This window comes from Paraburkholderia megapolitana, assembly GCF_007556815.1.
Classification (GTDB): Bacteria; Pseudomonadota; Gammaproteobacteria; order Burkholderiales; family Burkholderiaceae; genus Paraburkholderia; species Paraburkholderia megapolitana.
Genome location: NZ_CP041743.1, coordinates 860,962 through 873,262, shown reverse-complemented (window position 1 = coordinate 873,262; position 12,301 = coordinate 860,962). Strand labels below are relative to the sequence as shown.

General features: G+C 62.1%; 13 protein-coding genes. 2 read left to right on the top strand and 11 right to left on the bottom strand.

What is annotated here, in order from left to right:
- Positions 1 to 86: 86 nt before the first annotated feature.
- Together FNZ07_RS03705 and FNZ07_RS03700 are read right to left on the bottom strand one after the other, a co-directional pair.
- A complete protein-coding gene (locus tag FNZ07_RS03705) occupies positions 87 to 1,118 on the bottom strand; it encodes an alpha/beta fold hydrolase (RefSeq protein ID WP_091008635.1) in 1,032 nt (343 codons plus the stop codon).
- A 247-nt stretch (positions 1,119 to 1,365) separates the two neighbouring features.
- Positions 1,366 to 1,680, bottom strand: coding sequence for a DUF4148 domain-containing protein (locus tag FNZ07_RS03700; protein ID WP_091008631.1), 315 nt, complete (start codon positions 1,678 to 1,680; stop codon positions 1,366 to 1,368).
- Between the two features lie 314 nt (positions 1,681 to 1,994).
- Here FNZ07_RS03700 and FNZ07_RS03695 point away from each other — a divergent pair, with 314 nt between their 5' ends.
- The gene (locus FNZ07_RS03695; protein ID WP_091008968.1) at positions 1,995 to 3,203 is read left to right on the top strand and encodes a cytochrome P450; all 1,209 of its coding nucleotides are present in this window, start codon (positions 1,995 to 1,997) and stop codon (positions 3,201 to 3,203) included.
- A 3-nt stretch (positions 3,204 to 3,206) separates the two neighbouring features.
- Here the strand turns inward: FNZ07_RS03695 and FNZ07_RS03690 are convergent, their stop codons facing one another.
- The 3 genes from FNZ07_RS03690 to FNZ07_RS03680 form a co-directional block, all read right to left on the bottom strand.
- Complete coding sequence (locus FNZ07_RS03690; RefSeq protein ID WP_091008628.1) at positions 3,207 to 4,040, bottom strand: AraC family transcriptional regulator; 834 nt, start codon at positions 4,038 to 4,040, stop codon at positions 3,207 to 3,209.
- A 116-nt stretch (positions 4,041 to 4,156) separates the two neighbouring features.
- Positions 4,157 to 5,632 carry a DHA2 family efflux MFS transporter permease subunit gene (locus FNZ07_RS03685; RefSeq protein ID WP_091008626.1) on the bottom strand — a complete coding sequence of 492 codons (1,476 nt, stop codon included), beginning with the start codon at positions 5,630 to 5,632 and terminating at the stop codon, positions 4,157 to 4,159.
- A gap of 30 nt (positions 5,633 to 5,662) precedes the next feature.
- Positions 5,663 to 6,103: a VOC family protein gene (locus FNZ07_RS03680; RefSeq protein WP_091008622.1), complete on the bottom strand. Its 441-nt coding sequence runs from the start codon at positions 6,101 to 6,103 to the stop codon at positions 5,663 to 5,665.
- Between the two features lie 129 nt (positions 6,104 to 6,232).
- Between FNZ07_RS03680 and FNZ07_RS03675 the strand changes: the two genes are divergently transcribed.
- Positions 6,233 to 6,928, top strand: a complete 696-nt coding sequence (locus FNZ07_RS03675) for a winged helix-turn-helix transcriptional regulator (RefSeq protein WP_091008619.1) — start codon at positions 6,233 to 6,235, stop codon at positions 6,926 to 6,928.
- A gap of 3 nt (positions 6,929 to 6,931) precedes the next feature.
- Here the strand turns inward: FNZ07_RS03675 and FNZ07_RS03670 are convergent, their stop codons facing one another.
- From FNZ07_RS03670 to FNZ07_RS03645, 6 genes are all read right to left on the bottom strand, one after another.
- Complete coding sequence (locus FNZ07_RS03670) at positions 6,932 to 7,603, bottom strand: glutathione S-transferase family protein (protein ID WP_091008616.1); 672 nt, start codon at positions 7,601 to 7,603, stop codon at positions 6,932 to 6,934.
- 95 nt (positions 7,604 to 7,698) lie between these two features.
- Positions 7,699 to 9,336 carry an AMP-binding protein gene (locus FNZ07_RS03665; protein WP_091008614.1) on the bottom strand — a complete coding sequence of 546 codons (1,638 nt, stop codon included), beginning with the start codon at positions 9,334 to 9,336 and terminating at the stop codon, positions 7,699 to 7,701.
- Positions 9,337 to 9,352: 16 nt separating this feature from the next.
- Entirely contained in the window at positions 9,353 to 9,757 is a 405-nt protein-coding gene (locus FNZ07_RS03660; protein ID WP_091008611.1) for a RidA family protein, read from the bottom strand.
- Entirely contained in the window at positions 9,754 to 10,215 is a 462-nt protein-coding gene (locus tag FNZ07_RS03655) for an acyl-CoA thioesterase (protein WP_091008608.1), read from the bottom strand. Before FNZ07_RS03655 ends, FNZ07_RS03660 begins: the two co-directional genes overlap by 4 nt.
- The gene (locus tag FNZ07_RS03650; RefSeq protein WP_091008605.1) at positions 10,212 to 11,414 is read right to left on the bottom strand and encodes an acyl-CoA dehydrogenase family protein; all 1,203 of its coding nucleotides are present in this window, start codon (positions 11,412 to 11,414) and stop codon (positions 10,212 to 10,214) included. The genes FNZ07_RS03655 and FNZ07_RS03650 overlap by 4 nt, the downstream gene beginning before the upstream one ends.
- A gap of 1 nt (position 11,415) precedes the next feature.
- The gene (locus FNZ07_RS03645; protein WP_091008603.1) at positions 11,416 to 12,279 is read right to left on the bottom strand and encodes an enoyl-CoA hydratase family protein; all 864 of its coding nucleotides are present in this window, start codon (positions 12,277 to 12,279) and stop codon (positions 11,416 to 11,418) included.
- Positions 12,280 to 12,301 lie beyond the last annotated feature (22 nt).

Here is a 12,301-nt window from a genome sequence, read left to right as displayed (position 1 = left end):
AAGATCGCTGCGGCCCGGCTCTTTGTAGACGACTTGCTCACGCATCGACAGCACAACCCAAGCGGTTGTTCGTTTAAACCTTCAACCTAAAAACGCGCGACATCGATGACCGCATCGGCGAACGCCTTCGGCGCTTCCTGCGGCAGGTTATGCCCTATGCCGCCGCCGATGTTTCGATGCGCATACTTGCCCGTGAACTTCTTCGCATAGGCGGCAGGGTCCGGATGTGGCGCACCATTGGCATCGCCTTCCATCGTGATGGTCGGAACGGAAATAGTCGGCGCCTTCGCCAGGCGCTGCTCGAGGTCGTCGTATTGCGCTTCGCCTTTAACGAGCCCCAGACGCCAGCGATAGTTGTGAATCACCACCGCGACATGATCCGGGTTGTTGAACGACTCGGCGGAACGATCGTACGTCGCATCGTCGAAATTCCATTTCGGCGATGCGGTGCGCCAGATCAGCTTGTTGAAATCGTGGCGGTTTGCGTCGTAGCCGGCGTGGCCGCGCTCGGTGGCGAAATAGAACAGATACCACCATGTCTGCTCGGCCTTCGGCGGCAGCGGTGTCTGGTTGGCTTCCTGGCTGCCGATCAGATAACCGCTCACCGACACCATCGCCTTGCAGCGCTGCGGCCACAATGCGGCGATGATATTTGCCGTGCGGGCACCCCAGTCGAAACCGCCGAAAATAGCCTGATCGATTTTCAGGGCGTCCATCAGCGCAATGATGTCTACTGCAATGACTGCCTGTTGACCATTGCGCGGTGTATCAGCAGAGAGAAACCGCGTCGATCCATACCCGCGCAGATACGGCACGATGACCCGGTAGCCGGCGGCCGCGAGCAACGGCGTGACCTCGGCGAAGCTATAAATGTCGTAGGGCCAGCCGTGCAGCAGGATAACAACCGTTCCATTCTGCGGACCCGCTTCCGCGTAGCCGATGCTGAGCGTGCCCGCGTTGACTTGCCGCAGGTTCTCGAACGAAACGGTGTGGGAGCCCGCAGGCGTGTCGGTGGACTGCGCACGAGCGAGTCCACTCAACCCCAGTTCCATCAGGCTGATACCGGCCATCGTCGTGCCGAGCAGACGCCGCCGACGACTGTTGATCTGGTCAGACATGGTGATTCCCCTTGTGTAGCTCGATGAGCTTTGCGAAGCCCACGCTCGCCTGGGGAGAAGACGCGTCACCCACCCCTGTCGTCACCGCAGACCGCAGAGCAAGCCGACGTTCAAGCTAGGAAAGCGCAGGAGGAAATGCACGACAATGCGCGAGACGGTGCACGAAACGCACGCACCGGAGAGCTGAAGCAACATTTCGTAAGACCGGGCGAGCGGGAGCGCCACCGCCCGGACCTTACGCTTCACGTTACGGCTTGGCGTAAATCGGGCCGAGACCGACGACATTGTCTTCCGACGAGTGGAAGCCCGACGCCGAGGTGCCTGCCGCTGCTGAGCCATACGACGATGCCGTCAGGCCCTTCTGGGCATCGAGACGTGCCTGAGCTGCCTGGATGTTCGCCGGATATTGCGTTTGATCGCTGGAGGGGTTGTAGCCGGCCTGTTCCAGTTCGACCAGTTGTGCGCGGACTTCCGCGCGGGTCAACGGTTGATTCGATTGGGCGAACGACAGGGCCGGGAGAGCGACAACAGCAGCGACGATGAGCGATTGAATAACTTTCATGATTTTCACCTCAAGAGAATGGTTCTGGACGCAAACACCCGTCTGCGTTTCGGGTTAGCAAAGCCAGATAAACTGGCTTGGAGGTATTTGGCTCCCGGGACGTATCTGGCTTATGTCCGCAATGGGCGCTAGCGAATCGTTGTGTACCGGCGGGTGGTGCAGATACATTGAGATACAAAGAAGGCGGTGCGGAAACAGACCTTCTTCGGTAAAAATCCGCTGCGGTAGTGAAATAAATGGGCTCGCCAACCGTTATCGCTGATGTATGCAGCGCGAACGATCGTCCAACCGTCTTTCTGGAATCCACCTGCATGATGAATTTCGCAAGCTTTTCATCGCCGGCCTTTTTCACCGATCCTTACCCGATATACGAGAAGGTGCGTGAAGCGGGCCCGCTGCTGCCCGTTGCGCCCAACGTCCTGGTGACGGGCCGTTTTGAAATCATCGATGCGTTGCTGCGCGACCGGCGCATGGGCAAAACCTATCTGCAAAGCGTGAGCGTGCGTTACGGGGAAGCGGCGACCCAGTACCCCGTGTTTCAGGCATTGAGCCGGACCTTCCTGATGATGAATCCGCCTTCTCACACCAGGTTGAGAACGCTTCTGATGAAGGCTTTCAATGCGAAACAGATTGAAAAGCTGAGGGAAATCGTCGAGATGACGAGCGACGATCTTCTCGCCAGGATCGGCTCGAAAGCCGAATTCGATCTGGTTGCCGAATACGCATTGCCGTTGCCGGTTGAAATCATTTGTCGTCTGCTGGGTATTTCGCCGGCGGATGGCCTGAAACTCGGCGCGGCAGCCAGCCGTCTGATCGCCGCATTCGATCTCGCGCCGCTCGACGAAGCGCGGCTAGCCGAGGCGAACGAAGCCGCGCTCACGCTTGAATGGTATTTCCGGCAAGTGGTCGAGCAGCGGCGTGCCAGCCCTGGCGACGACATCATTTCCTCGCTGGTGAGCGTCGAGGACGACGGCGCGACGCTGAGCGACGAGGAAATCATTTCGAACGTGATCCTGTTGTTCATCGCCGGCCACGAAACCACGTCGAACATGATCGGCAATGCATTTATCGCACTGTTCCGTCAGCCGGTGCAGCTCCTTGCGCTCAAGCGCGACCCAGCACTGATTCCGAAGGCGATCACGGAATGCATGCGTTACGACAGCTCGGTTCAGATGGTGGTACGTACCGCGCTTGAGGACGTCGCGATCGGTGACGCTACCCTCGCACGCGGAACCATCGTGTTCATGCTGGTCGGCGCGGCGAATCGCGACCCCGCGGTGTTTGCGCATCCCGATCAGCTCGATTTCAGCCGCGAGGGCAACGTACCGTCACTGGCGTTTGGCGGCGGCATTCACTATTGCCTCGGCGCGCGGCTCGCGCAGCTTGAAATCGAAGTGGCGATCGGCGCGTTGCTGAGTCGCTTTCCGGACATGCAACCGACCAATCTGGATCAGTTGATCTGGCATCCGCGCAATAACCTGCGGGGCGTGGAGTCGCTGCGGGTGGTGACCGCCGCAGCCTGAGCGTCAGCTTTTCAGCGGCAACCAGATTTCGAAACCGCCCATACCGGTGACAGGATCGAACGCTTCGTCGTAGCGCTCGAACGAGGGCGCGTCGGCGGGCGCATGGCCCGACTCCGGCAGCCACTTGTTCCAGATCGTGCTCCACGTGCGGCGGATCGTCGAAACATGCTCGCGATGCGCAAACACCGCATAGCGCTGCCCGGGAATTCGCAGATGTGTGAGGGGCGCCGACACGCCAGAAAAATCGCGTACTTCGACGCCGCACATGTAGTCGAAATTGCCGCTTTCATCGGCGTTGTAGCAGACGCCGTACGCGACCATACCGACCTGGCCGGATACGTTGCCGAAGTGAGCGGAAAAGCGTTGCCATTGCGCGGGAATGCCGGAGCTGGTGTCGCACGTGTAGCGTTCGCTGAGCCCCGCGATGCAAAGCGGAGCACCTGTTTCGAAGCGCGGCGGCGCCAGATCGGTGAGCAAGGTTTGATTCATTCTGAGCGGCTCCATGAGAGTGAGACCGTCGACACGGCCCTGTGCGCGCACCGCCTCGGGCGTGAGCCCGAACTGCTCGCGAAACGCGCGCGTGAATGCCTCATGAGAGCCGTAGCCCGCTTCGACCGCGACCGCCAGGATATCCGGCGCACCGTCGGCCAGGTGCCGGGCCGCTTCCGTCAACCGGCGTCCGCGTACATAGCGCATCACGGGGTAGCCGGTTGCCGCTTCGAATGCGCGCGCCAGATGAAAGCGCGACACGCATCCGCCGTTCGCGATGTCATCGAGCGTCAGCTCTTTCGCGAAGTGGCTTTCGATAAACCAGAGTGCCTTGCCTACCGGGTTCATCGTCAACTCTCATGTCAGCATGAAGCCAGCATAGCTAGCGTCGTTGCCGCTCATTTGATCGATCTTGCTCAGATGAAGCTGACGCGAAGGGCGATGCCACGCACCGCCCCTTCGTGTCACGTATTGCCGGTTGCCGCACCGGTGTCGTCGGCCTGCGCGCCGTGCGCTGCTTCGGGCGCACCTGCGTGCCGGCCCACGCGCAGAAAGAGCCCACCCACGAGTGCTGCGAGCGCCGCAAACACCGCGCCAAACACGAACGCCACGTGATAACCGCCGTTTAGCGCCACCGCTTCCGGCGCGTGTGCCGCAGAGAGCGTTTCACTGCGTGCCGCGGCGAGACTTGCCAGCACGGCGAGACCGAGTGCGCCGCCCATCATGAACGAGGTGTTGACCATACCCGAAGCAAGACCCGACTCGCCCGGTTCGACGTCGCTCATGGCGGCGAGCAGCATTGGGTTGAACGCGATGCCGGCACCGAAGCCGAGCAGCAGCATGCCGGGCAAGGTGTCGACGACGAAGTGTCCATCGACCGGTGCGCGAGCAAACAGCAACAGACCCACGGCAGCGATACCGAGCCCCACGGCGAGCGGTATCCGGATACCGAAGCGCATCACGAATTTTGCCGACAGGCCCAGCGAGAAGAACGCCATGATCACGTTGGCGGGAAGGAAGGCGAGGCCGACCTGCAGCGGCCGGTAACCGAGTACGCGCTGCAGATACAGTGCCGAGATGAAGAACCACGCGAACATCGCCGCGGCCCATAGCACAGCAGCCACGTTGGCCACCGCGACGTTGCGCAGGCGGAACAGGCCGAGCGGCATCAGCGGATGCTGTACGCGTGCCTCGATCAGCAGGAACACCGCAAACAGCACGACCGCGACGGCCAGCAGCCCGAGCGTTTGTGCCGAAGTCCAGCCTGCCTCGTTGCCATTGACGATCGCATAGACCGCGAGCATCAGCGAAACTGTGATTGTCGCGGCGCCGGCCACGTCGAGCTTTTCGCCTTCCGCATGGCCGCGGCCGTCGGGCAGCAGGCCGATACACAATGCGTAAACCGCAATGCCGATAGGCAGATTGACGAGGAAGATCCAGTGCCAGCTCAGTACGTTGGTCAGCAGGCCGCCGAGCAGCACACCGATACTGCCGCCGCCCGCGCACACGAAGCCGTAGATGCCCATCGCCTTCGCGCGCTCAGCGGGCTCGGTGAACAGATTCATGATCAACGACAGCGACACCGCCGACACCACCGCGCCACCCAACCCCTGCACAGCGCGCGCACAGACCAGCAGCACCTGCGAGTTCGAGAGCCCACACGCAAGCGACGCCACCGTAAACAGCACGATGCCACCGAGAAACAGCCTGCGGTGCCCATACAGGTCGCCGAGGCGCCCGCCCAGCAGCAGAAAGCCGCCAAACGTCAGCATGTATGCATTCACAACCCACACGAGCGAGGTCTCGGAGAAGCCGAGATCGGTTGCGATCGACGGCAGTGCGACATTAACGATGGTCGTGTCGAGCACGATCATCAGCACGCCGAGACAGAGCACAATGAGCGCGAGCCAGCGCTTGCGGCCCTCTATATTGTGGGTCATGCAGTTGCTCCTACGTTTTGTGTGTGACGCCTACGACTGCTTGCACAGCGCATCGGGTGCGACCGGCACACCGTTGATTGCCCACGACGTACCAAAGCGATCGACCACCATGCCAAACGACTCGGCCCAGAAGGTCTTTTGCATCGGCATCGTGACGTTACCGCCCTCGCTGAGTGCGGCAAAGACGCGTTCCGCTTCGGCAACGGTCGAATACCGCAGCGCCAGCATGAAACCCTTCATGCCTTCATACGGCTCGCCCATCATCGTGTCCGACGCCATCAACATCCCGCCATCGAATTCGAGTGCCGCGTGCATGATACGCCCGGCGCTGGCGGCCGGCATCTGGTGCGCGATCGGGGTGTCGCTGGTTTTCAGCATGGCCTCGATCTTGCCGCCCAGCGTGCGTTCGTAGAAACGCATGGCTTCTGTGCAATTGCCGTCGAACATCAGGTACGGATCGGGTCTCGACATGATCAACTCCTGGTCAGGATAGGGAAATTCCAGTCTAGCATTCGTTACTCCTAAAAAACAACTAACGATTCCTGATCCTTGATTGGTGGGCTATACTGCCGCACAGTATGTCTTTTGAGCGACGGTGTCATGGCCATCAAACGAAGCTATAACGACGGTTGCGCAAGTTCGCATGCGCTCGATCTGGTCGGCGAACGATGGGCGCTGCTCGTCGTGCGCGAACTGGTTCTCGGGCCAAAGCGCTTTACCGATCTGCGCGCCGGCCTGCCGACCATCAGCCCGAACGTGCTCACGCAGCGTCTCGACGAGCTGGAGCTGGCAGCCGTCGTACGTCGGCGTCAGCTGCCGCCGCCGGCGGGCGTGTGGGTGTACGAGCTGACCGAATGGGGACAGGAACTGGGTCCGATCATGATGGAGTTAGGGCGCTGGGGCGCTCGCTCGCCGACGCTGCCACGCGATTTACCGATGAGCATCGATTCGCTGATCCTGTCGTTCAGAACGATGTTCGACGAGGACGCAGCGGCCGGACTCGACGCCCGTTATGAACTGCGAATGGGCGCGTACCGCTTTGATGCGCGGATCGACGACGGCCAGTTGGCGATCGGGCGCGGCAACGCGGACCAACCCGATGCGATTATCGAAAGCGATCCGGACACGCTTGCTGCAATCGCTTACGGTGGACGTAAGCTCGACGAAGCGCTGCGCGCGGGCGATGTTCAGATCGAAGGCAACAAGGCGGCGGTGAAACGTTTTCTGTCGCTCTTCACATTGCCGGAGCCGGCTGCGCCGAGCGAGCGTGCGCAGCTGGATGCGGCGAACGGTTAGCGGTTAGCTCAGCAGTTGGTACGGACCGCCGCGTTCGAGCGCGCGCTTATACGCGGGCCGTGCATGAATCCGTTCGACGAAGCTGTTCAGCGCGGGGAATTTGTCCTTGAAGCCGCCGCGCGCTGTAGCAGCCTCGAGCGGAAAACTCATCTGGATATCGGCGGCGCTGAGATCGTTGCCAACAAACCAGCCAGTTGGCCGCAGCGCATCGTCGATATACGACAGATGCAATCCAATCTGCGGATCGACGAAACTCGATTGCAACGTGCTGGAGATCTTCCTCGCAATCGGCTTCGCAAAGAACGGCATCGGCGCGCTCGCGATGCGCAACGCAACGAGCTTCAGCAGCATCGGCGGCATCAGAGATCCTTCCGCGTAATGCATCCAGTAGGTGAAGCGCTGGCGTTCGGGTGTGCCTGCCGGCGGCGCGAGCCGGCCGTTGCCATAGCGGTCCAGCAGGTATTCGATGATCGCGCCGGATTCGGCGATGGTTTGCCCATCGTCGGTAATGACCGGCGATTTGCCAAGCGGATGGATCGCGCGCAGTTCGGGCGGAGCGAGCATCGTCTTCGGATCGCGCTCGTAGCGCTTGATCTCGTATGGCACACCGAGTTCTTCGAGCAGCCACAGGACGCGCTGCGAACGGGAGTTGTTCAGGTGATGGACAGTCAGCATGGCGGCTCGGGAGAGTGGCGGCGAGGCACCATCATATCGACACCCGACCGAGCCGTGGCTCTATTTGTCCGGCTGTGCGCCGTTACATCGGTGCGTTACATCGTGCGCAATGCAAAGCGCTTCAACTTGCCCGTTTCGGTGCGCGGTAACGCGTCGACAAAGGCGATCACGCGTGGGTATTTGTACGGCGCGACGGTGCGTTTGACGAAGTCCTGCAACTCGGTAGCGAGCGTGTCGCCTGCGTTGAAGCCCGGATGCAGCACGACAAATGCCTTCACGATCTGTCCGCGGGTTTCGTCCGGCACACCGATCACACCGCACTCCGCAACGGCCGCATGCTGCATCAGCACGCTCTCCACTTCCGGCCCGGAGATGTTGTAGCCCGACGAAACAATCATGTCGTCGGCGCGCGCCTGGTAGAACACGTAGCCGTCTTCGTCGAGGTAGACAGCATCGCCGGGCAGGTTCCAGCCGTCGCGCACGAACTTCAACTGCCGGTCGTCGGCGAGATAGCGGCAGCCGGTTGGTCCGCGCACAGCGAGCTTACCGATCTGGCCGGGCGGCACGGGCTGCATGTCGTCGTCGACCGCGCACACCGTGTAACCCGGTATCGCGCGACCAATGGCATGCGGCCGTACGTTCGCGCCTTCCGACGAAATGAAAATGTGGATCAACTCCGTCCCGCCGATACCGTCGATCATCTCGATCCCGCTCGCATTGCGCCACAGTTCGCGCGTCGAGTCGGGCAGCGCTTCGCCGGCCGATACTGTCTTGACGAGACTCGACGTATCGAAGCGTCTGATCAGCGGCGCCATCTGCCGGTAGAAGGTCGGCGCGGTGAACATGACGGTCGCGCGAAAGCGTTCGACGGTTTGCAGCAGCGTCTCCGGTGTCAGCTTCTCGATCAATACCGTCGATGCGCCGACACGCAGCGGAAAGCACAGCACTCCACCGAGTCCGAACGTGAACGCGAGCGGCGGCGTGCCGCAGAAGATGTCATCTGCGGAGGGCTTCAGCACATGGCGCGGAAACAGGTCGCACATCGCGAGTACGTCGCGATGAAAATGCATGCAGCCCTTCGGCGCGCCAGTTGTACCGCTGGTGAATGCGATCAGGCAGACATCGTCGGCGGCGGTGTCGCACGCGTCGTAATGGTCCGGTTGTGTAGTGGCGAGCGTGTCGAGCGAATCGGGTGCGTCGTTGTGAAAGAGACAAACCTTCGTGAGCCCGGGGCAGAAGAACTCGTCTTGTGGATCGCGGCAACGCGCCAGTTCATCGGCGAGCCGGGCGTCGCACAGCGCGGCCGAGACTTCGGCCTTGTCGACGATCTGTTTGAGTTCCTTGGCGCGCAGCAGCGGCATCGTCGGTACGGCGACGAGACCCGCTTTCAGCGCAGCAAGACATGCCACCGCCATCTGCAACGTGTTCGGTCCACGCAGCAGCACGCGATTGCCGGGCTGTAAACCCATCTTGTCCGTCAGTACGTGTGCTGTGCGGTTCACCAGCGCGAGCAGTTCGCCGTACGTCGTGGCGTGCGGCTTGCCGTCGACTTCAGACCAGATCGCCGGCCGGTCGCGATGTCCCGTTTCGATCGTGCGGTCGAGCAGTTCGGTCGCGCAGTTAAAGCGCGCCGGATAAGCGAGCTCCGGGTTGTCGAGCAGAAACACCGGCCATTGCGACTGCGGCGGCAGATGATCGCGCGCAAAAGTGTCGACGTGTGCAGACGGTTCCATCAGAGGCTCCCGGGCGTTACTGCGCTTCGTGGGGAATGACTGCGGTGGCTTCGATCTCGACCTTCGCGCGATCCTCGATCAACGCGACGACCTGGACCGCGCTCATGGCGATGTCGTAGTCGCCGATCAGCTCGCGGAACGCCCGGCCGATGTCCTTTAGCGAGGCGAGGTACTCGCGCTTGTCGGTGACGTACCAGGTCATGCGCACCAGATGTTCGGGTTTGCCGCCGGCTTCGTGCAGCACGGCCACGACGTTCTGTAGCGCCCGGACAGCCTGTTCGGCGAATACATCGGTGTGAAAGTTGTTTTGCGCGTCCCAGCCGATCTGACCGGCGATGAACACCTGAACGCCGCTAGCCGCAACGCCGTTCGCATAACCGCGCGGCGGCGTCCAGCCGGCAGGCAGAAGAGCTTGTTTCATGAGCGGGTTTCCTCGTTATCGGTAGTGTCGGTAGAGAGGGATGTCGGTGCGAATGCTGCGAGTGCGGCCGCGATATCGTCGGGTATATCGATCGAGCGACCGCTTTCAAGTGACGTTGTCACCAGCACCTGATGCGCGCGAAAACGCAACTCGTCGCCGCACCGGCACACGATGTCGATCGCGAGCGAACGACGACCAACCGATGCGAGCGTGAGCGACAGCGTAACGGTCTCGCCCATCCGGCTCGGGCGCGAGAACTCGCAGTCGAGCTTGACGATCGGCAGGCCGGTACGGCGCTGTGCGATCAGATGCGCGTAGTCGATGCCGAGGCGATCGGTGAACCAGTCTTCGACAAGCGCGTTGGTGAGCACCAGGTAATGCGGGAAGTACACGATGCCGGCCGGATCGCAATGGCCGAAGCGGATGCGCACCGGCATGTCGAACGTCGCGGCGTTCATCGCGCTTGCTCCATGCTTGCGGCGTGCGCCTTCAGCACATCGCGCCCGACAATCAACTGCTGCACTTCGGTAGCGCCTTCGTAGATGCGCAGCGCGCGGATCTCGCGATACAGCGTTTCGACGACGGTACCGCTTTGCACGCCCATGCCGCCCCACAGTTGTACGGCTGCGTCGATTACCTGCTGGGCGCCCTCGCTTGCGTGCCACTTCGCCATCGCGGCTTCACGTGTGACGTTTTCGCCCTGATCGCGCAGCCATGCCGCGCGATAGACGAGTAGGGCGCTGCTGTCGATCGTCAGCGCCATCTGTGCAAGCTTTGCCTGCGTCAACTGGAAATCGCCGAGCGTCTGGCCGAACATCTTGCGCGACGCGGCGCGAGTAAGTCCCTCTGCCATCGCGCGGCGTGCGAAGCCGAGCGATGCGGCGGCCACCGACGTGCGGAAGATATCGAGTGTGCGCATGGCGATCTTGAAGCCTTCGCCAGGCGTGCCGAGCAGCTGGCTGCGCGGCACGCGTGCGCCTGCGAAATGCAGTCGTGCGAGCGGGTGCGGCGCGATCACATCGATGCGTTCGGCGATCTGCAGGCCCGGCGTATCGGCGTCGACGATGAATGCGCTGATACCGCGTGCGCCCGGCGCTTCGCCGGTGCGGGCGAAGACCACGTAGAAATCGGCGATGCCGCCATTGGAAATCCACGTCTTTTCGCCGTCGAGCACCCAATCGTCACCGTCGAGGCGCGCGGACAGCGCAAGCGCTGCGACGTCCGAACCGGCGTCGGGCTCCGAGAGCGCAAAGGCGGCGAGGGCAGTGCCGTTCGCGACGCGCGGCAGGTAGCGTGACTTCTGTTCATGCGTACCTGCCAGGGAGATCGCACCGGAACCAAGCCCCTGCATCGCGAGCGCGAAGTCAGCGAGCCCGGAATGTTTTGCGAGCGTTTCGCGCAGCAGGCAGACGGCGCGTGCATCGATGCCGTCGCCGTGACCGCCGTAGGCCGTGCCACCGACGCCGTACTTCAGCCAGCCGGCAGCGCCGAGATCGCGTACGAGCTTGCGGCAGGTCGCATCGACGTCGTCGTGCGGTACGTCGCGCAGATGAGTGGCGGCCCAACTTTCGATGTCGGAAGCGAGCACGCGGTGGTGGTCCTCGAAGAACGGCCACGCGAGCGCGCTGTGCAGATCGGTTTGAACGGATGCGCTCACATCAATCTCCTTCGAACACAGGGCGCGATTTCGCAGCGAATGCACGATACGCACGCTCGAAATCGCGAGTGTTCATGCAGATCGCCTGCGCCTGTGCTTCCGATTCAATCGCTTCGTCGATGCTCATGCTCCATTCCTGGTGCAGCATCTTCTTCGTGATGCCGTGTGCGAATGTCGGCCCGGTTGCAAGGTCGGTGGCGAGGCGTGTGGCTTCGTCGAGCAATGCATCCGGCTCGCACAAGCGGTTGTAGAAGCCCCATGCATAGCCTTCGTCACCGCTTGCGGAGCGACCGGTGAACAGCAGTTCGGCTGCGCGCCCCTGGCCGATGATGCGCGGCAGGATCGAGCACGCACCCATGTCGCAGCCGGCAAGACCGACGCGCGCGAACAGGAACGCGAGCTTGCTGCGCGCGGTGCCGAGTCGCAGGTCGGCGGCCATTGCGAGAATCGCGCCGGCGCCAGCGCAGACACCGTCAACGGCTGCGACGATCGGTTGCGGACAATGGCGCATCGCTTTCACGAGGTCGCCGGTCATGCGCGTGAAGAGCAGCAGCTCGGGCATCGGCAGATCGATCAGCGGCCCGATGATTTCGTGCACGTCGCCGCCCGAACAGAAGTTGCCGCCGGCACCGTGAATCACGACAGTTTTTACGTCGGTGGCATAGGCGAGCTGGCGAAACAGATCGCGTAGTTCAGCATACGACTCGAACGTCAGCGGGTTCTTGCGTTCGGGGCGATTGAGCGTGACGGTCGCGACGCCGTCAACTACCCGCCAGCCGAAATGCTGCGCAGCGTAGCCGGTGAGTGTCGTGCGATTGCCCGCAAGCAGCTTGTCGACGAGCGAGCCGGTATCGGGTGAAGTCATGGGTTGTTCCTCCAGTGCGTGC